Genomic DNA, 23,535 nt, shown 5'->3' on the forward strand with positions numbered 1-23,535 from the left:
GAACGGCAGCCTATTCAGTTCATGTTAAAATTATTTCGTACACAGTTTGTTAGGAGGTAAATGATTAATGGACAAGTTAGATTTGCTATTTCGTCATAGAATAGGTATCTTAAAAAACGAAATAATAACTTTTGAAAACTTAGACATTGTTCTTGAAAAGACTGCAAGAGAAATCCCATTTGAAAATTTATGTGTAATTGAAAATAGAACCACTGACATTACAAAAGAGAATCTAATCGACAAAATAATCAAAAGAAATGAGGGAGGGCTTTGTTATGAGCTAAATTTTATTTTATATTTATTTTTAACTGAAAATTTCTTTAATACAACCCTGGTTAGAGGTGTTACTTATGACCATATTGGAGAACGATGGAGCGCGACAGGAAGAACGCATGTACTCAATATCATAACTCACGATGGACAACAATATTTGGTCGACACCGGATTTGGAGGGAACTTACCGTTAAAGCCAGTTCCATTAAATGGGGACATTGTTATATCCAATAATGGTAAATTTAAAGTAGAAAAAGCGGACAGTGAGTACGGTGATTACTTTTTGTATATGAAGTTGAAACACAAACATGATTGTTGGAAACTAGGGTATGTGTTTGATTCCACAGTTGTAGTTAAGGATCTTTCGGAACTGAATGAGGTACAGAGAATAATAGCGGAGCATCCAGAATCACGTTTTAATAAGAAACCATTAATCACTAGGCAAAATCAACGAGGAAACATAATTCTAACGGATACCTCGTTCACCGAATGGATTGATGGAAAAGAAGATAAAAAAGAAATTGACAAAAACTTATTCAAAGAGATACTCATGGATAAGTTTGGCATAAACAACTCTTATTGAAGGTTCTGAACTCACGGGACATGTTAGTTATATGGGAGTACTTTAATGTCACTACGATTAAGTTTTAGGGAATGGAACCATTTTAATCTCAATTATGGGACTATTTTAAGCAGGTGTAAGCGAATACAACAGGCAATTCTAGGAGGAATCAGGTTGACTCATCTGAATGAAGGTGTATTGACCTCTGTATGTGATATGTGATAGCCATACCGGGTATTATTTTTCTCATCGTTTTCAAGTACATCCCGCTGGCGGGTTCTGTGTTCGCTTTCAAAGACTATTCGGTGTTCAAAGGGTTTATGGGCAGCCCTTGGGTAAGGTTTAACATTTCGGAACTCTTGGAATTGCATCAATTTTATCGTGATACATGTTTTCAAACGCTCTTAAGTTATCTTAACAATAAAAGATGAATAAATTTAGAAATACCTGAGGCTTTACTTTAGGTCGATCAAAATCTTACGAAAATTCAAGGTTTCCGACCAACTTGCGTTCTTTAGAGAAGATAAAATTATTATGGGAATATTCCAGATACACTCGGCCTATTTCAAAATGACAATATAACTTATCGTGATATCCACTGAAAATGCGGACCAAATGAATGATAAAAGTTTTCTCATTGGACCATATGCCTTTTATCGCTATTATTTCTCCAGGGAGTATTTTGTCATCTATATACCATTCTATCAGGCCGCAAACAATTTGATTTACACCTGAAGGATTCCGCCACTTGAAAATACACTTATCGTAGTGGAAATCGAATAATACTGATTCAACCTCATCGTCGTTGGGTTCCATTTTGTAACAATATTTAGAAATATATGTTTGCCCTTCACTCCAAGGCTTCTGAAGTATCGAAAGTGACTTTAGTTTGCGGACAAGCGAGAGATGTGATGGAATATCATTGGGCAATGCTTCACTCTTCATAAAGGGTAACAACATTTCCCATATTAATTCCAGCACTTCTTGCATTGCTTTTTCTCCGCTATTTATGCTTATCACAGCATCTTTATTTGGCAGCACAATGATAAATTGTCCAAACGCTCCATCGGCTCTATACGTATCATGACGGCTGCGCCAAAATTGGTATCCATATCCTTGACCCCAATCCGGTTTATTTTGGATTGGGGTTGTTTCGATTTGTTTGGAAGTCGCTTCTTCAACCCATGATTGAGATAATAGACGCTTGCCGTCCCAAACTCCTTTTTGTAAAAATAAAAGACCAAATCGGGCAAGATCCTCTGTCTTGAGACGAAGACCCCATCCTCCGGTGTTTGTCCCTTGCGGAGAAAATTCCCATATTGGCCGTTGAATCCCCAATGGCTCAAATAGCCGAGGTTGCAAATAGTTAAGCAGTGTTTGGCCTGTCACTCTTGTTACGATTTCGGACAACATTTGACTAGCCCCGCTATTATATTGAAATTGAGTCCCGGGTGAAATTTCTATCGGGAAATCGAAGAAAGCCCTCACCCAGTTTTCGTTTTTTTCGTTCCCTATACTTAACACAGTTTTGTCTTTCAAAAATTGAAATAAGCCTTTAAAACGAAGAAGGTCTTGATTATGTCCGGTCGACATGGTGAGTAGATGCTTAACCTTTAACGTTCCCATATTAAGTTTAATACCTTTTGTCAGTAAATTGGGGAAAAAAGGGAGTACCTGATCTTCAACGGATAAGAGTCCTTCTTGTATTGCAAAACCGACAGCGGTGGAAGTAAAACTTTTAGTTACGGAGTAAGCCGAATGAGGACAAGAGGGGTGATACGGTGACCACCAACCCTCAGCTACGACATGGCCATGACGAAGGAACATAAACCCATGAAGCTGAAGTTTGCGCTCTTCCACTGCGTTTAAAAAAGACAAAATAGATGATGAGGAAATTCCCTGTGCTTCAGGGGTGCTGCGTGGCAACTCGTAATAGTTGGACATCGTAGTCACTCCTTGCATCTTCGTAAGGGCGGTTTGGTTTCGAGTTTAATTCAAGTCCATACAACCATTTATTATATTTATGCTTGGTTCGACCATATAATAATTGTTTTTTTGAATATTCAACTAACCCAGGACATTAGGATGCTTGCCCCCAATATTTCAGTCAGAAGATTTTTACCTTGGAACAAAATGTTCACCTCGGCTTATTGTTTCTCCAAAACCTTTCAGTCGTTAATCTCTGATCATAAAAAGCGCTCAAACCCCCTGCTCAAAATCCTTTACTGCCTTCTCCATACCTAGAAATCGACTGTTTGAGGCGGCTTAACGTGATAATTCCGATATCTGAATATATATGTTGGAAAAAAGGGAAAATATATACGTCTTTTCATTACCGGGGAGGGGGGGATTATTCAATGAAATGGTTAAGGAAATGGATGAGCATGGAACCGGAGTATCAAAAAAAGATAAATGATTTTCCGGTTATTGAAGACGACAGCGTCAGTCTAACCTTGGATATAGAGCAAAATGAAACGATGTTAAAAAACATTTTCCATAACTGCTCGGATATCGTATACCGTAAGATTCGGCTGAACGGGCAAACCCAGTGGTTGGTCGTATACATTGAAAGTTTAGTCGACAAACAAAATCTTGAAGACCATGTGCTAAAACCCTTATTATTCGCTCGTTCCAGTGATAGTGATTTAATACCCGAAGAAATTGAAGCTCTGGACGATCGAATGATTTCCATTGGCATAACAAATACAACATCTAAACTAAATGATCTTGTGCGATATATGTTAGATGGCCATGTTGCTGTGCTGACGTTTGGGGAAAACAAAGCATTAACCTTTGCGGTAAATATTAATGTGCACAGAAGCTTGGAGGAACCTCCTTCTGAGCCTGTCATTCGCGGTTCAAGAGACGGATTTATCGAGAATATTTCTATTAATATAAAGCTGCTTCGCGGCAGATTGAAAACTTCAAGGTTAAAAATGGAATATATTACCTTAGGAGAGCTTTCCCAAACCAGAGTGGTCATCACGTATATAGAGGGAATAGCTGCTGACTCTGTAGTAGAAGAAGTTCGCAAGAGGGTAAGCGGAATACAGGTTGATGGGGTGCTCGATTCCGGTTATATCGAGGAATTTATTGAGGATTTTCCTCTTACAGTTTTTCCTCAAATACAATCTACGGAGCGGCCGGATGTCGTAGCTGCTTGTCTGCTGGAAGGCAGAGCAGCTATTCTTGTCGATTCTTCCCCATTTGCGTTAATTGTTCCGATGACATTCTGGTCCGGGATGCAGGCAAGCGAAGATTACTACATTCGTTGGCCTGTGGCAACATTTATTCGTTGGATTCGTTTTGTTTTCGTATTTATTGCCATATTTGCTCCGTCCCTTTATGTGGCCGTTACGACCTTTCATCAGGAAATGATTCCAACAAGTCTGGTAATGAGCATTGGAGCCGCAAGAGAACCGGTTCCTTTCCCTGCTTTGGTCGAAGCATTGTTAATGGAAATCATATTCGAAGCGTTGAAGGAAGCTGGGATTCGTTTGCCCAAACAAATCGGGCAAGCGATCAGCATTGTAGGGGCATTAGTCATCGGCCAAGCAGCAGTTCAGGCTGGAATTATTTCGGCTCCAGTTGTCATTGTCGTTTCTACTACCGGAATTGCAGGGTTTACGATTCCACGATTTAATGTTGCAAACGGAATCCGATTGCTTCGCTTTCCAATGATTATACTGGCGGGTACGTTAGGACTGTATGGAATTGTGCTTGGATTTTTGGGAATAGCGCTGCATCTCACAGCTCTTCGCTCGTTCGGTGTTCCCTATTTATCTCCGGTTGCCCCAATTACGTTGAAGGACCTGAAGGATGTATTGATCCGGGCGCCAATATGGGCTCAATCGCTGCGCCCTCGGACCTTCGGATCTATGCAGTCGATACGTTTATCAAAAGGACAGAGACCTAGTCCAAGTCATGGATCGCAACCAATCGGGAACAATGAAGATACTGAATGATGAAGAAAGGAACAGCGTAATGAAGCCGTTCATCTGCACCGGATTATTGTTACTATTATTCACAGCAACCGGTTGTTGGGACCGTAAGGAGATTAATGATCTTGCATTCGTGACGGGCTCTGCCTTTGACTTAACGGATGACGGGAAAATACGGGGAACAACACAAATCTCAATCCCTGGAACTAGTCCGGGCGCTCCACGGGGAGGAAGTGAGAAAGAAAAATTTTTTGTTGTATCGGCTGTTGGAAAAAATTCGAGTGAATTGATCCTAGGCATACAGAACAAATTATCACGCAAGCTGTATTACGCTCATCGCAGTGTGATTATTATTGGAGAATCATTGGCCAAACATGGCATTGAGGGTGTGATAGATCATTTTAGCCGCGATCCGCTTAGCCGGTTGAAAACCTATATTTTGGTAGCAAAAGGGGTTGAGGGTAGGAAAATTTTTCAAGTTCATTACCCTTTTGAAGAAGCGTCTGCCGAAGCGATCAAGGAAATGGAACTGCTGGGGACTGGCCTTGGGGTTACAATCCGGGATCTTTATATGACTTCATCCAATGAAGGGGTGAATCCGATCATGGGGGCCATCGAACCTTCGGTTTCTTCGGAAGGAATGGATGAAAGCAAAAGTAAACTATATAATTTGGCTGGCTCGGCAATTTTTAAAGATTTCAAATTAGTCGGTTTTCTGGATGATAAAGAAACGAGTGGATTGCTATGGCTGACGAACAAGAAGAAAATGGGAAGGATCATTGCAGATTTGCCGGAACACGGGGGGACTGTAGGCATGTCTATCAGTCATGCCGAGCGAACGATTACCTCTGAAATTTATGATGATCATGTAAAATTCAATATTTTACTGAAGGGGGGAGGAAGCCTTGTTGAAAATAATACGTCGTTGGATGTCAGTCAACCCAAATACCTCAAGATTGTGGAGAAAGCGTTGGAAAAATCGCTTGAAGAACAAGCCCAAGCTTGTTTGTTCAAGCTTCAAAAGAAGTACAAGGTAGATAGTGTAGGGTTTGGCCGACATCTTTTCCGAAATCATTTCAAACAATGGCAATCGATTAAGAATCAATGGGATCGAAAGTATCCCCAGGCAGAAGTCACAATATCAGTAGAATTAACTTTAAGAGGATCAGGGATGTCAGGAGCTCCTATACTATTGAAAGAAAAGGAGATCACGAAATGAACGTTCAAATTGGCGTATATGTATGTATACTGCTCGTATGGTCCTTTGTTAGAATACAAGCATTGCGGAAAAAACAACAAAAGAAAGAAGCTGCAGTCTACGGTAGTTTAATGGGAGTATCGGCTGTTATCGGTTCTCTGCTCATGGCGAAGGTGGATATACCATCCTTTGTTCTGCCCTATATAATCGTTTTTCGACCTATTGGACAAATGATTTTAAAGCAGTGATCGGCTAAATTTACTTTTGACGATATCTACCGATAGAAGAGCTAACGGCACCAGGTTGTGCGTAAAAAAAGCCATGATCGGAAAGGTAAATTTCATCCAGTCTTGAAATTCAGCTGAGCTTTTGAAGATCCAAATCGATCCCACGACGGATAAGACGGTAACTGGGGAGATAATTTCCCGGGAGTTGCTGATCCCGAAAAGCTGACTGATAGTGAGACAAAACATAAAAAGCAGAACCGAGCCCTTTATAAATATCCCTATTACCCATAATGCAACAGCCAGCGACTCAAGACGCTCAAAAGATCCACTAATGCCGATATACTGAATGACCCTTAGAAATGGAAAGCTCATATTCCCGGCAATCGAACCAAAGACCATAATCGTCAGCAAATCAATGACCAGAATAAGGGCTGCAATACTGAGCAGCATGATCAACGATATTTTTCGCGCCTTTTGCGGTTGATTTAAATAAGGTAGGAGCCACCCCAAAAAAAAGAACTGATTCATCCATCCAGATGGAACAACAGCTCCTTGGAATATAGGAAGTACTCCCTCATTTAAAACAGGCTTCAGTTGTCCGGGATCCGAATCACCAATAGCAATAATAAAGAGTGGTATCAAAAAGATGATAATGAGAGGCGTAAGAAGCTCATTGCATCTTCCGATAACCTCAATTCCAGTGAAAACAGCCAGACTTGACAATAATGCGAGGCCTAAGATAATGATCAATGGCGGAGTTGTCGGCATAAGAACCGTATTCATAAACTGGGCATGCTGTTGGAGATTAACCGAATTATAAAAGAACAAGTAATATGTGTAATAGAGACCCAACAGCTTTCCCGGCCATTTCCCGACAATTTTAGAACTGTATTGAACAATCGTCAATCCCGGATAGCGGTCGGCGAGCGTCGTCATAAGCCAGATGGACAACACTCCTGTCAGCATAGCGGGAAACACGGATAACCAAGCATTCTGCTTGGCAAGCGCCACCATCGTACCGGGAACGGATAAGATGATTGTGGACACGACAGAAGTAAACATCAAGAGTCCGAGCTGAGTTCCAGTAATTTTTTCGGAAACCTGCATTCATTTCACTCCATTCCAATTTCGCTTGTCTATCCATATTTTCCCCTTCACACTTCACTTTCATACCGAAGGACTACATACATATAACCATAGATACCATTTCCGCACGAGTTACAGTTTCGTCAGGATTGAACTTTCCATCAGATCCTTCAATTTGCCCGTTCTCGCCGAACAAAGGGACGAAGCTCGCGACTTTTGCGGCTCGCTTATTGAGAATGAGATCCTGATGCATCTGCGTTCGCTGAAGAAAACGCGGAAAGATGTGTCCTTGCATGATCCCATTGGAACGGATAAAGAGGGGAACGAAATTACTTTGATTGACATCCTTGGTACGGAGGCCGATGATGTCGTGGATAAGGTTCAGCTTAAGATAGAGAAAAGTAAAATTTACCGTAATTTGGAAATTTTAGATGATCGCGAGAAGGAAGTCGTCGTTGGCTGGTTTGGGCTGGAGCTTGGTGGAGAAGAGCGGACGCAACGGGAGATTGCGAAGGAACTCGGCATCAGCCGTTCCTATGTGTCGCGCATTGAGAAGCGGGCGTTGATGAAGCTGTATCATGAGTTTTATAAGGCGAAAAGATAAGGATTAGAATCGCATTCTTCATTTATTTGGACCCTGTGCAAGTAATGGGGGTGAAGATTATGACCTTAATTCATATCGAAAAGGCTAGCAAATATTATACGATGGGCGAGGAAACGATTAAAGCATTAGATGACGTCTCGTTAGATATTGATCATGGAGAGTTCGTGGCTATTATGGGACCGTCAGGTTCTGGCAAATCCACACTGATGAACATCATTGGGTGTTTGGATGTTGTAGATAAAGGTATCTATGACCTGGATGGTCAAGCAATATATGTGCTGAAAGATTCTCAACTTGCTGAGATTCGTAATCGGAAGATTGGATTTGTTTTTCAGAGTTTTAACCTACTCCCAAGATTAAGTGCCTATGAGAATGTGGAGTTGCCTTTGATTTATCGGGGAATGAGCAAAAAGGAAAGAGAGCCGCTTGTTTTGCATGCACTGGAAGCGGTGGACTTACTGGATCGCAAGAAGCATTTTCCATCAGAGTTATCTGGTGGACAGCAGCAGCGTGTTGCGATTGCGCGAACGTTGGCGGGAGATCCTCCGATCATTTTGGCGGATGAACCTACGGGAGCGTTAGATTCGAAGACAGGTGTGGAGATTTTAAACATTTTAAAGAGATTAAATGCACAAGGTCGGACGATTATTTTGATTACGCATGACTTATTGATTGCTCAGCAGGCGAAGCGGATTGTGCGGTTTCGGGATGGGCGGTAGAATGAAGTTGTTTAGTGTTTATAGGACCGGAACTCCCAATAAGGGGTTCCGGTTTGTTTTATTTTCTTTGAGTTATTCAATGAAAAATTTCAGCATATAATGCAAACAAATGTTCTTATATAGAAGCTGATTATGTTGGCAAAGGAACGGATGATTTTCCTTGCGGACTGCCAATCGTTCTACGCAAGCGTTGAAAAGGCTACTCATCCCGGTTTAGAAAATTTACCCGTAGTTGTTGCTGGTGATCCTGCACGTCGATCCGGCATCATACTTGCTGCTTGTCCCATTGCGAAGAGTTTCGACAATTCAGCCGCTCAACTACTTGGGGAGGCTCTCCAATTGTGCCCCGACAACATCGTAATGCGTCGAATATGCAGCGCTATATTGACGTATCTCTCGCAATCACTGATATTTACGAAGAATATACAGATCTCGTAGAAGTTTTTTAGATCGACGAGCAATTCCTTGACGTTACTGGTTCTATAAAGCATTTCGGTTGCACACCAGATGAACTGGCCTTAATGATTCAGAAAAAAGTAGCCGCGTCCATGAACGTTCGAATCCGTGTTGGCATCGGACCGACTAAGATTTACATCCAATGGTTAGAATGTGTACCTTAAACCAACAATGGAGTATTGCAGAAAGATAAACGAGTCTTCTAAGCAAAACAGATGAACAATGGAAACTTAGCAATCTTAAATTGGAAGAGGGTAAGAGCTTTTTCGATTTTTTTATGTAGTTTTACAATATTAAAATAAATAATGTAATCTTCTAAGTATATATTGCATAAAAGTTGGATATTTTTTTATATCTATTTTATTAATTAATTTTAATTTACTTACCAAACTAAGGTAAATAAGAAACAGTACTGTCGAGGCTATACTGATTTGTATAACAATAAATAATAAAGTGAACTGTAATTGTCCCAGCATCTTACTAAAAATAAATTGGGTCATTATCCCAACTATCAACATTATGCAAGTAATGAAAAATAAATTAACCCATTTTCTCCATGTGAATACAGTCAACTTAGGCACCTGCCTCTTCAATGACTGATAATTTAATATTGACATTATAATGAAAGTAAATGTTGTTGCAAATAAAATAGCGTATATACCGAATATAGGCGACATTGTATAACTTAAAAGTAGTTTTACAGAAATGCCTATAATTACTTGGGTTACAAGCGGTCTCATTGAGCCTATTCCCATAAGTACAGCACCTGATGTCTGCATGAAAACCTGAAATATCGAGGTTGCTGTCAAAATAATAATGATATTAGATCCCCCAGTATCGCCAAATATTAAAATATTTAATAGGTTTATTTGAGTTATAATTACTAAAACAACTGGTAGTCCCATTAGAATAGAGAGCTGTAATGCTCTTTCGGCTTGTACTCTCACTTCTACTAAGTTTTTTTTTGCAAAATGCGAAGAAATTATCGGTATAATTGACTGACTAATAGATATTGCCAAAATAATAGGTAAACCTGCAATAGATTGAGCTCTACCTCCCAAATAACCTAGTATAACTTGTGCTTCTAAATCTCCAATAGACCCATGTATTAGAGGTTTAACTATAGTTGTATCAATATAATTAATGGTTGGAACTGTAATCGAAAATATTACAATCGGAAAAGAAATCTGAATAAGATCTTTGTATAACTCACGAAAACGAATTGATTTAGCATTTTTCTGTTCTTCAACATCAATAGTGAAGTTTTTGCGTATGCGTTTTAAAAAATAAACCATCACCACTAGCGCACCAAGTGTTCCTAAAACTCCACCTAGAGAGGCTCCTACTACGCCCCATGCCTGACCCCAACCTATTCTAATAAACCAATAGGCTAATAAAATTGCACTTGTTACTCGTATTACTTGCTCTATAACTTGGGACAAACCATTAGGCAACATCATGTGTTGCCCTTGAAAATATCCCCTAATTATAGCAACACAAGGAAGGATTAGAAGCGATGGAGCTATTGCCCTAATTGCTCCTACCGCATTATCATCTCTACTTAGTGATGCTTGTGTTGGTGCCCAATAAAATAAAAAAATCATCATAATAAACCCAGAAATTAAAGAAAACCAAATAGCAGCTTGAAAGAATCGATTTGCTTCTGCAAATTTTCCGTTTTCAATTTTCCCAGATACAATTTTACTAACGGCACTTGGCAAGCCCGCAGTGGCTATAGTGAATAGAATAAAATATAAATTGTATGCTATAGAATAGGTACCCAAACCAGTATCGCCTAAAAGGTGCTTTAACGGAACTCTCTGTACTATTCCTAGAAAACGAGCAATAAAAGCGGCAAATGTAAGAATTATTGTCCCAGTAATTAGAGTATCTTTTTTCAATATTATACACTCCCTGATTAGAATAGTGTTTTAGTATGTCAAATGAAATTTGTGAAAAAGAAAAAATGTATAAGAAGATTTTTTAATTGGTGTTTCAAATACTTCATTTAAAATCCGAGAGTTTGAACTACACTAGAGTCTACAACGTTACATTTGTTTGTTACTTATATTTAAACAAAATTGATCATATAAAAGACCTTTATGATGGAACTTGTATTACTTAAAATTTAAATATATAACCAATATACAGATATTATGGAAATAAATAGATAAATTCATTTAAACTAATCTACATTCACATTTGTGTAAGACCCAAATAGATAATTTAGTCTTTAAATCTGTTAATGTAATTTTATTATTATTAATTTTTGACCTATACTTCGCATTAAATCATCTTATAATAATATCTATAGATTTACAATATTTCTTTTATTTTCCACAATAAAAGCAAAGTAGTAACAGCTATTATTAATTTCCAGTTTGCATTAATCTTTATGAAAAGGATAATAGATTGAGGTTCCCTTAGTTTTTCATCAAATATATATCTTATTTTGAACAGAGATGTGAAGTTTAGGATACTTTGTCTCTCTGTTCTTTTGAATCTTCATTTTTGTCTATTGAAATTGTAAGGAAACATCACATTTGTAAGAATGAGATATTATTAAGTAATTACAACAAGTGGATACTTATAAATTAGAAGTTATTAAGCTATTATAATTTTATAAAATAACCTAATTTCCCTTGGTTATTTTGTGTTATATAGTGTTGGCCAACTTCTATATATAACTATTAAAAAATCTAAAGGAGTGATTCAAATGGCTTGTAAATGTGGTCTTTTATCCGTAGCTCAAAGTGATTTCACAGGATACTATTGTCAGTTTGGTAGCCAAGTTTGTATTTCCCAATTTTATAAAGTTGAATATGAATACTCAAATTGTTACGATTTAGGACAAATAGTTGCAAGAGTAGTTAGATGTAATGAGAGAGCAGTAGGAGCTTGTTGCACTAATTCTATGTATTAGAAATTCTCTTAATTTATTATCTTTTGCTGAAAGGACTGCCTCTTACGTAGCTTGCTACAGACGAGTCAGTCTTTTCAAACTCTGATTTCTTTTTTTAGTTTGTAAAAAGTATCTAGAATTTCGAGATAAACAATTTTTTCAACAACATTCGTGTTCATCAAACTATTAATTGGACGCATACATTTTCTTGCTCATTATTTGTCCGTTCAATAGGATTCGATGTGTGTCTTCGCCACTTTTCACCATATTCAAGGAAAGTGCCCGTAATGCTCCTTACGGCCGCGGGCGAGTATTGAGTCCCAAACATAATTTCAAAGAAACCGGCTACATCTCTGAGGCTCATACTGTCTTTGTATATGGGATTGAAGGTTCTTCTTCAAGCAACCCTTCACAGCGTTGGTAAGGCTCGAAAAGCAGCATTTGAAAACTAGTTATTTGGTCTCTTGGAACCATGAGATCATTGATTAGCCATGGCGGGTATCTAGTGTTCGTTCATAGTTAACAATTGCGATAATTTTTCTTATCTTCTGGCGATTGTTCGATTTGAAGCACAGGAGTTATCATAGAGTAGGGGCCCTTCTTGGTGGTTTTGCAATCCCGAGAAAACCCTACTTTTTGTTGTGGAAGACACCAATTATTTCTATTAAATAAACAATATTTATGATATAAACTTACTTTTTGATTGAGGGTTTTAATTCTTTTTAAGAAGTTCTTCAAGAACTGAAAAACACTGACCTAGATAAGGCGAAAAATCCCCCATACATCGGGAGATTTAAGTAGTAATAAACTTTATTATATGCTAATTAATATCAATGAATTTTTTCATTTAGTGGGCAACAAAGGTTGGGTATAATGCTCTAGAATTTCCCGAAATGGTTTATCATTTATATCTTTCGAATTAGAATTAAGAATTAATATCGTGGTTAATAATTGAAAACAGGTAAGTTGCACTTTTTTGACCATCAATAATCATATCAACTGAGTAATGTCCATCTATACATGCTGTAAATGATAATTCATGACTTATATCAACCCCGGGCACTTGAAATCTAGGCTTTTTATTTTTTAGGACTAGATCTGTAGTAGAACCTACAATTTCATTTTCAGAATCCTTAATTAAAAAATTGCATTTCAAAATATCTTCTCCTTTTATCATAATTGAGGCGATTTTAGGCTTTTTGCACGAACTACTTTCATTTTCTTATCATAGTGCACTTTTGGTTTTATGCGGCATGTATTAAACTTATGGCATACAAATAATAGCCTGTTCTGGAATCAACACCCAATATACCAACTGTTTCAAAAAAGGGAGCGATCACAAACGCCCATAATAAATCCACCATGGCGGTTATCATGAGGTACACAAAGAATCTTCCGTATGTAAACTTAATGACCCACAGTAAACTTATCGGAAAAAAACCAAGCGGAGAAGTAACTTCCTGAGGATCCCATATATTTGCCATTAAGCCAAATTCGTAAATAATACCACTTGAAACCTCTGTAAATAAGACAGGAGGGCGGTCTTTTTTACTTTTAAACAGCTAATGATATGATGATTTTTGAATAGAAAGAGGTATTTAGATCGTGGACGAAGTCATTCGTATTGAGCAAGTTTGCTATCGGAGAGGTGAGAATGAACTCCTCAAACACATTAATTGGACGGTCAATAAAGGAGAGCATTGGGCTATTCTAGGTCTCAACGGTTCCGGAAAGACGACTTTATTAAATGTTATAACTGGCTACATCTGGCCTACATCAGGTTCGATTTCCGTATTTGGCCAAGCTTTTGGATCCATTGACTTGCGCCAATTGCGGACTATGATAGGCTGGGTAAGCTTGTCTCTGCAAGAGAAACTGCACATGAATGATAAGGCTGAATTTATTGTCGTAAGTGGAAAGTATGCAACAATCGGATTGTATGATAATCCTGACGATTCAGATTGGACGCAGGTTGAAACCCTAATGAATCAACTAGGCTGCTTGCATCTTAAGGGAAGGACCTTTCAGTCTTGCTCTCAGGGGGAGAAGCAAAAGCTGCTGATTGCAAGGGCGCTCATAGCTTCGCCGAAGTTGCTCATCCTGGATGAACCGTGCAATGGGCTTGATCTATTTGTGCGCGAGCAGCTTTTGGCAGCGATTGAAACACTTGCGATGAGCAATGATGCACCAACATTATTGTATGTGACCCACCATACCGAGGAGATTTTACCCATTTTTCGCAAGGCGATATTGATGAGAAGAGGGGAAATCTTCATGGGAGGCAACGTACGAGATGTGCTGACGACCGAACTATTGACGGATTTCTTCGAAAATCCGGTTGATGTGTTTCAGCGTGAAGGTCGCTTTTGGCTGCTTCCTTCAGGAGACAAGCGATAATGACACGCCCTTACTCTACGAAAATTTTATCTTGTAATTATGAAACGTTTCACCGTGGCGTATCTAAACACAAAGTACAGTTTGATCACAAAATATACATCAGTATATAAAGACAAAGCCACTCCTGACAATGGAGTGGTTTCTTATTATCAAATATGTTGGAATCGAATCGCTTCAGTATTGACGCTCACTTTTCACTGGTACATCAATTTGGTTGCAGTGTTACCCACTCTACCAATCTCTTACTGGTGCACAACCCCGCATCCAATGCCACTCACTTTCCACTCGAAAGGCACTCGGCCATCCTTCAGGTGGAGACTCCCATTCCCTGAAGCCAAGGACGCATTCGCAGAATGCTTCTGCATTGGCTACACTGTGGTTTTGCAGCACTTGGAAGGTGAGATTCATAAGGTTTTCGGGCTTATCGGGTGCGCTCTGAAGCGTCTTCATAAACCACTTGTGATAAGGATATAAGATTTTGTTGTGGGCAAGTATCATTCTCCCGCCATAAAGGACTAAATCGGTTATGGCCCAATTGAGTAAGTACGGATCGTCTCGCTTCCCCGCCTCAGAAACGTACCATCGAAGGGCCTCAAAGTGAGCGTAAAACGTTTGAATACGATGTAGTTGCTCTGTAACTGGATACTCCACGATGCGGGACAATAGTGCCGGAATCTCGGTGGAATGCGAGAAAGCAATAATTACATCGGTGAACGCCGCTCGACTCGGTTCATTGCCGAATTCAGCAACCCGTCTCAGGTAATCCGAATTGATTACCCAACCGTCGACATATCCTCCTGGATAATTGCATAGGTCTGTACGAAAGTAGTGAAATTCGTGGAGCTTCTCACGGCGGTGAAACTCCTCATCTGTACAGACCAGAAAAATATCTACATCGGAATTCTCCTGTTCCCATCCTTTAGCAATTGAACCACCAACAATCATGGCCGAATAACGATCATCATTGTGTAACTCATTAGTAAGCTTGTCAATGACATGCTGATGATGTTGCCGTAGCGTTCTCACGTACATCCGCCTCCTTTTTATCGCTTCCATTTAAAATTTTATGCAACTAAATCCTTATAATGAGTGCAAAATTGTAAGAAGATAATTGACGTTGTTGTAGTTGACATCAGTATTTTCATAGTTAATGACTAATGTTTTGATAAAGGGCTTTTGCAACTTTTGGCTAATAGATTCGTTCGTATATTAAAATTGCCAAAGCAAACAACAGATAAAAAATTGGTAGTTTTCAAACGCTCCGGAACAGAAAACAAACACGAAAAACACAAAGAGATTAGAGATATGAAACAGATTTAGTCATCAAACAGGTGTTAAAAGAAGGTGGGAAAAGTCGAAGATTAGCATGATTATAAAATTTATTTCGAACGAATGAATTCGCAGAAGTTTTTATTGAGGCTCAAAATTTGTACAGAAAGCTTTCTGTAGAAGATTCTCTTGCACTCCGTGACTTACAACAATTGGTTGATATTCCGGTTAGAACAACCGCGATGAACATGAATAAGATTTTTTGTTGCTATTGTGGCTCTCATTAGTAACCCCTTTTATGAAACCTATTTTTAATAATTACTTAATTTAAATAGGTTTTCCATCCAAAAAGTCGTGTAAGTATATATTTTCATTGAAACCATAAATTACGATTAGTTTAACTTACCCGTAGATTTACGAAATATCGGCTTCGTTTGAACGTGAGTAATTTGAGGAGGCTTGAGAGGGTTCTCGACCCTGGATAACAATATTTCAGCAGCCAGAACTCCTATTTCGTCCCGGAATATATGGACGGTTGATAAATGGGGTTCTACGATCTGCGACTCAGGCGAGTTATCAAACCCGCTGATAACAATATCCTCTGGTATTTGTATATTCTTATTTTTTAATATCCTCATCACGTTAATAGCAATAAAATCATTCGCACAAACAAATGCAGATGGAAGGGTCTTCATGTTATCCAACCGATTATTCTTATGTGGAATTATGGGAGGCGATTACGGATCATAAGGAGCCGATCTCGAGCGCTGAACGGGGGCTTGAAGCCTTAGGCGTGGTATTTGCGGCATTGGAGTCAGCTACAATTGGCGAACCGGTTAATGTCCAAGATATCATCAACGGAAAAATGCACGCATATGAAGATTCGGTGATCGAGGAAATGAAATCTTTCAAATAGTAGCTTTTACAAGAAACTTATTAATGTGCGCTGCCTGTATGTTTCACAGAAATTGTTGGCAAATGGTATGCATGTAGAGGAATAGACACTGCTTCAGTTAAGCGCGACTACGATATTACAAGCATTCTGAATCTGTGATTAATCGATAAGAGGCAGTACTGAAATGAATGATATACATTTGGGGCGTTCAGATTTAAAGGTAAGCAGGCTTTATTTGGGGACGATGAATTTCGGTCCGATCACTGATGAATGTGAAGCTTTTCGGATTTTATGACACGCAGCGAATCTCAGGGCTGCTTACGACTTCGCTGACGGAGGGTCCATTCTTGTACATGGTGGAACATGACGGCAAGAAAGAATGGATTATGCTGGTAGACGGTTTTCAAGAGCAGTACTATGGTGCCTACCGATCTCAGGATTTGAAACAAAAGAACAGAAATAAATCTCTAAAGCTTGCAACATTAAAACACCCCGACTGTTTCCCTTTAGGGAGAAAGTCGGGGTGTTTTGTTTGTCACGCTTAAAAATGATAACAATACAGGACCAGAAATCACAAATGAAGACATAGAAGGTGTGGTCATAAATCGATATTATAAGGAAGGTAATCGCTTACAAATATATCTAAGGGAGGGTTTCGATGTTAAAGCTGCAAGGTTGGTTTGCTGGGCTTTTGGTTTTTATTTTGATATTTACGCTGATTTTACCGGTCGGTGCACAGGTTACTTCCACTTCCTCTATGCCTGTATTTTCGGATATTTCAGGTCATTGGGCGGAAAAAGATATGGTAGTTTGGATGTCTCAAGGGTTAATTGATGGTTACCCGGATGGTACATTTCGACCAGACAGCGAAATTACTAGGGCAGAATTCGTCACGCTGATCAATAAAGCTTTCAATTTTTCCCTTGAATCAAAACAACAGTTCGCTGATGTGCGGCCTGACGATTGGTTCGGCAAACAGCTGCTTATTGCAAGGGGAGCGGGTTATTATGAGGGATTTCCGAACAACATGGCCGATCCGGTTTCTTCTATAACCCGTCAGGATGCGGCAGTTTTGTTGGCCCGGGTTTTTGAAATGAAATCAGCTTCTTCATCAGATACGAGATTTCATGATGCTTCCCAAATTTCGGAGTATGCCAAAGTAGGCGTAAATGCTCTGTCTTCCTTCATAAACGGATATGAAGACGGAGCCTTCCGTCCGTTTGCGCCGATTAGCAAAGCTGAGGTTTTATCGCTTCTACATAGGCTGGCAAGTGTTATTCTAACGGCATCCGGCGAGTATGCTTCTGTATCCGTCAGTGGAAATATGCTCTTGAACTCTGATGGTATAGTACTTAAAGATACCGTGATTCCAGGTGATCTGTACTTGACTGCCGGAATCGGAAACGGCGAAGTTCAGCTGGAGCGGGTTACGGTAAAGGGCCGTACGATCATCGCCGGAGGCGGTGAAAATACGGTTGTGTTTAAAGATTCCGTTCTTCATGATGTTAACGTCAACCGTAAAGACGGTAAGGTTCGCGTATGGTTGACTGGTAAAACGCAAGTTGACTCTATCCAAATCGAAAGTGCTTCCAAGCTTGAGATGTCGGAAGGAACATTCATTAGAAATGTTGATTTGAACAGCCCGACGGACGTTAAGATATCGAAAGAAGCGATGATAGCCAATCTTAAGGTTGGTACAGAAGCAAAAGGTACTAACATTACCGGCGAAGGTAAAATCACAGAAGCAATCTTTCAGACGGACGGGGTAACGGTGAATGGCAAATTGATGGATCAAGGAACGTATAAATTGGATGGACCAGCTTCGCCGGTTCCGTCTTCAGCTGGCTCAGGGAATCCCGATTCGAGTCCTAGCACCAGTACCAGACCTGTTCCAAATCATAATCAACCGATCATCTCCACTGACAAGTTTGACACTTCGGACGTCAATCTAGTCGATAAAGACGCCACTGCAAAAACCCGGTCCTTGTTCGCCTATTTGCAGGGACTGCGCGGTAATAACATTCTATTGGGGCAGGAGCATGCCACTACGGAAGGGATCACAATTACGAAACGTGATGGAACCGAGTCCGATGTATACAATGCTGTCGGTGATTTTCCCGCATTATATGGCTGGGATACGCTAAGTCTTGAAGGAAAAGAGAAGCCCGGAGCAGCTTCAAATAACCGGGAGCAGAACCGGGATAACCTGATCGATGTGATGAAGAAGGCCTATGAACGGGATGGCGTTTTGACTTTAAGCGCTCACATGCCTAATTTCGTGACAGGAGGCAGTTTTAACGATACTGCTGGTTCCGTGGTTGCTAATATATTGCCGGGAGGCAGCAAGCATGCGGAATTCAATGATTATCTGGATATGATCGCCGATTTTGCTAATCATCTCAAGGATGCCGACGGAAATTCCATCCCGGTCATTTTCCGGCCGTGGCATGAGAACAACGGAAGCTGGTTTTGGTGGGGCGCTGCCTTTACAACACCAAGCCAGTACAAAGAAATTTACCGCTATACGGTGGAATATCTCCGTGAGCAAAAAGGTGTTCGAAACTTTTTATACGCCTATTCGCCAAATGCTCACTTTAATGAAAATGCCGATAATTACATGAAGACATACCCTGGTGATGATTATGTCGATATCATGGGGTTTGATGCTTACGGTCCTTTAACAGATGCAAAGGAATGGATGGGGAAGGTACAGCAGGATGCCAAACTGATTTCCCAACTGGCGGATATCCACCACAAAGTCGCGGCTCTGACAGAATTCGGATATAACCCGAACGGCTTTAAATTCACGGGTAATGTGAACAAACAGTTCTTTACCGATCTTCTTGGCGCCCTTAAATCAGATCCTGATGCCAAGAGAATGGCGTATATGCTGACATGGGCCCATTTTGAATTGGAGAAGCTGTACCTTCCAATCCGTAATTATCAGGGTCAGGACAGTGAACTTTTGGATGATTTTGTACTTTATTATAATGATCTCTACTCGGCCTTTAATTCCCGCCTTCATGGTGTATATGATCTCAATGTTCAAGCGGTACAAAGCGAACAACCGTTCATGCATATTGTGTCTCCTACAGAGCTTGGGAAAGTAACGGCGGATAAAAGCACTATAAGGGCAAAGGTCCTTAATCAGACGGTGACCAAAGTGGTCTATTCAGTGTTAGATAACCCAACGGAATTTCCTATGCAGTTGGAGGCTAGCGGTTACTATACGGCTCACTGGACTCCTTCTAAGGTGGAACAGGTTGGTTCGAATGTAAGCTTTAAAGTCAAAGCTTATGCCATCGACGGATCCATCATGGAGCAAACAGCAACGGCTAAAATAATGGAAGCTGTATTGGGCCAATATACATTTGACACAGGTATAGACGGCGTACAAAGTAATGGGGGATGGCAAGCGAACATCACTTCTTTGGAGCATGCCGTGGTCCAGGATAATGGGATGCTGAAGCTCAATGTGGAAATACCTGATTCCAGCCAGACCTGGCAGGAGTTAAAGTTGGAGTTCCCTAATGTAACCGGGCAGGTCTATCTTCCTGATGTAAATAAATTAAAGGTGGAGCTGATGATGCCTATTGCAGGCAATGCCGACGCCTCCATTCAAGCGGTTGTTATGCTGCCTCCGAACTGGAATGATAAATACGGAATGAACAAGACGACGAAGAAGCTATCAGCGCTAGGAACAAAGACGGTAAGTGATGTAGTTTACGGCATGTACTCAGCTGAAATTGATTTGGATAATCCTGCGGAATTGGCGAATGCAACCAGCTTGGCGCTCTCCATTGTGGGAAGCGGTATGAATTATTCCGGTCCGGTTTATGTAGACAATATCAAATTTATACATGCATACAAGGATCTCAACGATCCGTCCGTGGTCGACACGTTCGAAGGGTATCAAGGCAACGATGGTTCCTTAGGAGAGAAGTACCAAGTGAGCTCAGGAGGAGATCCTGTCCAAATTTCTCTTGATTCGACGAATAAGGCTGCCGGCCAGTACGGAGTGAAATACACCTATACACTGGGTAGCTCCGGATATGGAGGCATAACCAAAAACATTGGCGGTGTAGATTGGTCCGCCTTTAACAAGTTAAAGTTCTGGTTAAAGCCTGACGGCAGCGGACAGAAGTTGGTCATACAGATTAAGGCGGGCGGTATTTATTTTGAGGCTTATCCTTCGATTAGTAATACAACAGCACGTTGGGTGGAGATTCCGTTTGGACAGTTTGCACCTGCTTCCTGGGAAAGCCACTCCGATGCGGTTTTGGATGTGAATAACCGAAAAACTGTACAAGAATTCTCGATCTATGTAAATGCAGTGGATGGAGCTAAGCTTAGAAGCCAGCTATACTTTGACGATATCCACGTTATGCAAGACGGCAGCGGTGAAGGAAATAATGGAGGTGGAGGTGGAGGCGGAAATACGCCTATTACTGCGGGTATCCTCTATGATTTCGAAAGTGACACGGAACTTTGGAGCCATTCGGAGGGTGTATCTGGAGTCGCAATCAGCGATGTAACGGCTGAACATGGGGCGAAATCTTTAAAAGTGGAAATTCCGTTGGGAACCGGCCCAAAATACGAGCTGTTCAAAAATGCTCCTATCAACATGAGCGAGTCCACTTCCATTAAAGCAAGAATGAAGGTTGTTTACGGCGGCACATCGAATGCAGGCAGCGGTGTTATCGGGAAATTATATATGAAAACAGGAAGCGGTTGGAAGTGGTACGATTCCGGTGAAACAGTTTTGTCTGCAGATTCGTTTACAACCCTTACTTTGAACTTGGACGAAGCTTCCATGGAGAGTCTGAATCTCGTTCAATCCGTTGGAGTGGAGCTATCTGCGCCCGAAGGCAGCAGCGGCACGGCAACAGTTTATGTTGATTATGTAACAGCAGAGTAACATTCTGTCCCCCTCAGGCTATGAAATGAATTTTATAAATAATGGAGGTAGACACATGTCTAACCAAGCAAAAATCATCGGTCAATCACTGCCCAATATACCATGGCAAAGCAAAACGGAGAATGATGCATCGATCATTTGGAGACATACAGGTAATCCGATTATCAACTGGAACCCAAGCCCCAAAACAGCTCGTATTTTTAACAGTGCTGTCATGCCATATGGGGATTCCTTTATCGGCGTATTTCGTGCAGATCACAAACATGGCAAGCCGCACCTTCATATGGGCCGCAGCAAGGACGGTCTGGCATGGGAGATCGATAACGAGGAAATCAAGTGGGTAGACGAAGCGGGATATCCTTATCAACCGGGATATGCCTACGACCCGCGGTTGGTCAGAATTGATGATGTCTATTACATCATTTTCTGCACCGATTTCGGTGGAGCGTCTCTAGGACTTGGAATGACCAAGGACTTTGTAAATTTTGTGCGTTTGGAAAATCCGTTCATTCCGTTTAACAGAAATGGGGTGTTGTTCCCTAAGAAGATTAACGATAAGTATGTCATGTTGAGCCGTCCAAGCGACAGCGGTCATACGCCGTTCGGTGACATTTTCGTGAGCGAAAGCCCTGACCTCGTGCATTGGGGCAAACACCGTCGCGTGATGGCGAAAGGCGGATCCGGTTGGTGGCAGGCTGTTAAGATCGGCGCAGGTCCTATTCCTATTGAAACAACGGAAGGGTGGCTGTTGTTCTACCATGGCGTATCTGGGACTTGTAATGGGTTCGTGTATAGTATAGGTGCCGCTTTACTTGACCTAGAGGATCCCTCTAAAGTCTTATATAGAACCCGTGATTATCTTTTGACGCCTGAGCTTCCATACGAAACTGTTGGGTTCGTCCCTAATGTTGCATTTCCTTGTGCGACATTACATGACGCGGAGACGGGCCGCATAGCCATTTATTATGGCGCAGCCGATACTTATGTAGCCGTGGCATATGCCCAATTGAATGAACTGTTGGATTATATGAAAACTAATTCCGAATTGGTGCCGGGAGACGACATTAGCTTTAAATAAGACTGTGGTAGAGCCGTGCAGAGTAGAAGAGGAGAAAAAAGATGCCAGTTATAGACTTGCCGTTAGAACAGTTGTATGCGTACAAAGGACGCAATCCTAAACCGGAAGATTTTGATGCCTATTGGGAGAGAGCCTTAGCCGAGATGAGAGCGGTAGATCCTCAAGTGGAGATTATACCAAGTGAATTCAAAGTACCCTTTGCAGAATGCTTCCATTTATATTTTACCGGGGTTCGCGGGGCGAGAATCCACGTAAAATACGTTCGACCAAAGCATACAGTTGGCAAACATCCGGCGCTTCTTCAGTTCCATGGCTATGCTTACAACAGTGGAGATTGGAACGATAAGCTGCTCTATGCAGCCCTTGGTTTTTCCGTATTCTCCTTGGACGCCCGTGGTCAAGGCGGCCTTTCTGAAGATCCGGGAGGCGTAAAGGGGACGACCTTAAATGGCCATATTGTCCGTGGTCTGGACGATCACCCGGATCATATGCTGTTCCGCCACATTTTTCTGGATACAGCCCAATTAGCCGGTATTGTTATGGGAATGCCGGAGGTAGACCCGGACCAGGTGGGAGCCACGGGCTGGTCCCAAGGCGGAGCCCTCACGCTAGCATGTGCTGCACTTGAGCCAAGAATCCGAAGATTGGCTCCGGTATACCCGTTCTTAAGCGATTATCAGCGAGTGTGGGAAATGGATTTGGCGAAGGATGCCTACGCGGAATTAAAATCATATTTCCGATTTTTCGACCCTCGTCACAAGCGGGAAAAAGAAGTGTTTACCAAGCTTGGATATATTGATCTGCAACATCTGATGGACAGGATTCAAGGCGAGGTTCTTATGGCAACTGGACTGATGGATACGATATGTCCTCCATCAAGCCAATTTGCCCTTTATAATAAAATCAATTCGGTCAAACAGATAGAGATTTATCCGGATTACGGACATGAGCATTTGCCTGAGTTCCATGACCTGGCTCTTCAGTTTTTGATGAAGCTGTAAGCAGGGAAT

17 protein-coding genes and 4 pseudogenes are annotated in these 23,535 nt (G+C 41.0%); 14 read left to right on the forward strand and 7 right to left on the reverse strand.

Annotated elements, in window-relative coordinates:
• Positions 1–67: 67 nt before the first annotated feature.
• Positions 68–856 (forward strand): arylamine N-acetyltransferase family protein, encoded by a 789-nt coding sequence (locus NYR53_RS09895; protein WP_261305010.1) that lies wholly within the window; start codon positions 68–70, stop codon positions 854–856.
• Between the two features lie 456 nt (positions 857–1,312).
• Here the strand turns inward: NYR53_RS09895 and NYR53_RS09905 are convergent, their stop codons facing one another.
• A complete protein-coding gene (locus NYR53_RS09905) occupies positions 1,313–2,779 on the reverse strand; it encodes a serine hydrolase domain-containing protein (RefSeq protein WP_261305011.1) in 1,467 nt (488 codons plus the stop codon).
• A gap of 413 nt (positions 2,780–3,192) precedes the next feature.
• On the opposite strand from NYR53_RS09905, the gene NYR53_RS09910 reads away from it, so the two are divergent.
• Genes NYR53_RS09910 through NYR53_RS09920 form a run of 3 tightly spaced genes read left to right on the forward strand, consistent with a single transcriptional unit; the run spans position 3,193 to position 6,222 of the window.
• Positions 3,193–4,800, forward strand: a complete 1,608-nt coding sequence (locus NYR53_RS09910; protein WP_261305012.1) for a spore germination protein — start codon at positions 3,193–3,195, stop codon at positions 4,798–4,800.
• Positions 4,784–5,995 carry a Ger(x)C family spore germination protein gene (locus NYR53_RS09915; RefSeq protein WP_261305013.1) on the forward strand — a complete coding sequence of 404 codons (1,212 nt, stop codon included), beginning with the start codon at positions 4,784–4,786 and terminating at the stop codon, positions 5,993–5,995. Before NYR53_RS09910 ends, NYR53_RS09915 begins: the two co-directional genes overlap by 17 nt.
• Positions 5,992–6,222: a hypothetical protein gene (locus tag NYR53_RS09920; RefSeq protein ID WP_261305014.1), complete on the forward strand. Its 231-nt coding sequence runs from the start codon at positions 5,992–5,994 to the stop codon at positions 6,220–6,222. Before NYR53_RS09915 ends, NYR53_RS09920 begins: the two co-directional genes overlap by 4 nt.
• Here NYR53_RS09920 and NYR53_RS09925 read toward each other — a convergent pair.
• On the reverse strand, positions 6,211–7,308 hold the full coding sequence (locus NYR53_RS09925) for a GerAB/ArcD/ProY family transporter (protein ID WP_261305015.1): 1,098 nt from the start codon (positions 7,306–7,308) through the stop codon (positions 6,211–6,213). The two genes, NYR53_RS09920 and NYR53_RS09925, sit on opposite strands and share 12 nt — an antisense overlap.
• A 161-nt stretch (positions 7,309–7,469) precedes the next feature.
• On the opposite strand from NYR53_RS09925, the pseudogene NYR53_RS09930 reads away from it, so the two are divergent.
• From NYR53_RS09930 to NYR53_RS09940, 3 genes and pseudogenes are all read left to right on the forward strand, one after another.
• Positions 7,470–7,891, forward strand: a pseudogene (locus NYR53_RS09930) (sigma-70 family RNA polymerase sigma factor); the annotation flags it as partial.
• A 59-nt stretch (positions 7,892–7,950) separates the two neighbouring features.
• On the forward strand, positions 7,951–8,610 hold the full coding sequence (locus NYR53_RS09935) for an ABC transporter ATP-binding protein (RefSeq protein WP_261305016.1): 660 nt from the start codon (positions 7,951–7,953) through the stop codon (positions 8,608–8,610).
• A gap of 132 nt (positions 8,611–8,742) precedes the next feature.
• Positions 8,743–9,200 (forward strand): annotated as a pseudogene (locus NYR53_RS09940) (Y-family DNA polymerase); the annotation flags it as partial.
• Between the two features lie 159 nt (positions 9,201–9,359).
• Here NYR53_RS09940 and NYR53_RS09945 read toward each other — a convergent pair.
• From NYR53_RS09945 to NYR53_RS09955, 3 genes are all read right to left on the reverse strand, one after another.
• Complete coding sequence (locus NYR53_RS09945) at positions 9,360–10,967, reverse strand: putative polysaccharide biosynthesis protein (protein WP_261305017.1); 1,608 nt, start codon at positions 10,965–10,967, stop codon at positions 9,360–9,362.
• Between the two features lie 1,926 nt (positions 10,968–12,893).
• Positions 12,894–13,145 (reverse strand): hypothetical protein, encoded by a 252-nt coding sequence (locus NYR53_RS09950; protein ID WP_261305018.1) that lies wholly within the window; start codon positions 13,143–13,145, stop codon positions 12,894–12,896.
• Between the two features lie 67 nt (positions 13,146–13,212).
• Positions 13,213–13,452, reverse strand: coding sequence for a hypothetical protein (locus tag NYR53_RS09955; protein ID WP_261305019.1), 240 nt, complete (start codon positions 13,450–13,452; stop codon positions 13,213–13,215).
• A gap of 121 nt (positions 13,453–13,573) precedes the next feature.
• On the opposite strand from NYR53_RS09955, the gene NYR53_RS09960 reads away from it, so the two are divergent.
• Positions 13,574–14,365 (forward strand): ABC transporter ATP-binding protein, encoded by a 792-nt coding sequence (locus NYR53_RS09960; protein ID WP_261305020.1) that lies wholly within the window; start codon positions 13,574–13,576, stop codon positions 14,363–14,365.
• Positions 14,366–14,596: 231 nt separating this feature from the next.
• Here NYR53_RS09960 and NYR53_RS09965 read toward each other — a convergent pair whose 3' ends face one another.
• Positions 14,597–15,391: a nucleotidyltransferase domain-containing protein gene (locus NYR53_RS09965; RefSeq protein WP_261305021.1), complete on the reverse strand. Its 795-nt coding sequence runs from the start codon at positions 15,389–15,391 to the stop codon at positions 14,597–14,599.
• A 635-nt stretch (positions 15,392–16,026) separates the two neighbouring features.
• A pseudogene (locus NYR53_RS09970) lies at positions 16,027–16,341 on the reverse strand (substrate-binding domain-containing protein); the annotation flags it as partial.
• A gap of 11 nt (positions 16,342–16,352) precedes the next feature.
• Here NYR53_RS09970 and NYR53_RS09975 point away from each other — a divergent pair.
• The 6 genes and pseudogenes from NYR53_RS09975 (at position 16,353) to NYR53_RS10000 (ending at position 23,526) form a co-directional block, all read left to right on the forward strand.
• Positions 16,353–16,550 (forward strand): hypothetical protein, encoded by a 198-nt coding sequence (locus NYR53_RS09975; protein ID WP_261305022.1) that lies wholly within the window; start codon positions 16,353–16,355, stop codon positions 16,548–16,550.
• 163 nt (positions 16,551–16,713) lie between these two features.
• Positions 16,714–16,821 (forward strand): annotated as a pseudogene (locus NYR53_RS09980) (aldo/keto reductase); the annotation flags it as partial.
• Positions 16,796–17,074: a glycoside hydrolase family protein gene (locus NYR53_RS09985; protein ID WP_261305023.1), complete on the forward strand. Its 279-nt coding sequence runs from the start codon at positions 16,796–16,798 to the stop codon at positions 17,072–17,074. The pseudogene NYR53_RS09980 and the gene NYR53_RS09985, both read left to right, overlap by 26 nt.
• 113 nt (positions 17,075–17,187) lie before the next feature.
• Positions 17,188–21,447, forward strand: coding sequence for a glycosyl hydrolase (locus tag NYR53_RS09990; protein ID WP_261305024.1), 4,260 nt, complete (start codon positions 17,188–17,190; stop codon positions 21,445–21,447).
• A gap of 55 nt (positions 21,448–21,502) precedes the next feature.
• Complete coding sequence (locus NYR53_RS09995) at positions 21,503–22,525, forward strand: glycoside hydrolase family 130 protein (protein ID WP_261305025.1); 1,023 nt, start codon at positions 21,503–21,505, stop codon at positions 22,523–22,525.
• A gap of 41 nt (positions 22,526–22,566) precedes the next feature.
• Positions 22,567–23,526, forward strand: a complete 960-nt coding sequence (locus NYR53_RS10000) for an alpha/beta fold hydrolase (protein ID WP_261305026.1) — start codon at positions 22,567–22,569, stop codon at positions 23,524–23,526.
• The last annotated feature ends 9 nt before the right edge of the window (positions 23,527–23,535 follow it).

The organism is Paenibacillus andongensis, from assembly GCF_025369935.1.
GTDB classification, from domain to species: Bacteria; Bacillota; Bacilli; order Paenibacillales; family NBRC-103111; genus Paenibacillus_E; species Paenibacillus_E andongensis.

What these genes read in the sequence shown, in the direction of transcription:
- NYR53_RS09895 (WP_261305010.1), top strand. Translation starts at nt 68, where the DNA reads ATGGACAAGTTAGATTTGCTATTTCGTCATAGAATAGGTATCTTAAAA.
- NYR53_RS09905 (WP_261305011.1), bottom strand. Translation starts at nt 2,779, where the DNA reads ATGTCCAACTATTACGAGTTGCCACGCAGCACCCCTGAAGCACAGGGA.
- NYR53_RS09910 (WP_261305012.1), top strand. Translation starts at nt 3,193, where the DNA reads ATGAAATGGTTAAGGAAATGGATGAGCATGGAACCGGAGTATCAAAAA.
- NYR53_RS09915 (WP_261305013.1), top strand. Translation starts at nt 4,784, where the DNA reads ATGAAGATACTGAATGATGAAGAAAGGAACAGCGTAATGAAGCCGTTC.
- NYR53_RS09920 (WP_261305014.1), top strand. Translation starts at nt 5,992, where the DNA reads ATGAACGTTCAAATTGGCGTATATGTATGTATACTGCTCGTATGGTCC.
- NYR53_RS09925 (WP_261305015.1), bottom strand. Translation starts at nt 7,308, where the DNA reads ATGCAGGTTTCCGAAAAAATTACTGGAACTCAGCTCGGACTCTTGATG.
- NYR53_RS09935 (WP_261305016.1), top strand. Translation starts at nt 7,951, where the DNA reads ATGACCTTAATTCATATCGAAAAGGCTAGCAAATATTATACGATGGGC.
- NYR53_RS09950 (WP_261305018.1), bottom strand. Translation starts at nt 13,145, where the DNA reads ATGATAAAAGGAGAAGATATTTTGAAATGCAATTTTTTAATTAAGGAT.
- NYR53_RS09955 (WP_261305019.1), bottom strand. Translation starts at nt 13,452, where the DNA reads ATGGCAAATATATGGGATCCTCAGGAAGTTACTTCTCCGCTTGGTTTT.
- NYR53_RS09985 (WP_261305023.1), top strand. Translation starts at nt 16,796, where the DNA reads ATGAATGTGAAGCTTTTCGGATTTTATGACACGCAGCGAATCTCAGGG.
- NYR53_RS09990 (WP_261305024.1), top strand. Translation starts at nt 17,188, where the DNA reads ATGTTAAAGCTGCAAGGTTGGTTTGCTGGGCTTTTGGTTTTTATTTTG.
- NYR53_RS09995 (WP_261305025.1), top strand. Translation starts at nt 21,503, where the DNA reads ATGTCTAACCAAGCAAAAATCATCGGTCAATCACTGCCCAATATACCA.
- NYR53_RS10000 (WP_261305026.1), top strand. Translation starts at nt 22,567, where the DNA reads ATGCCAGTTATAGACTTGCCGTTAGAACAGTTGTATGCGTACAAAGGA.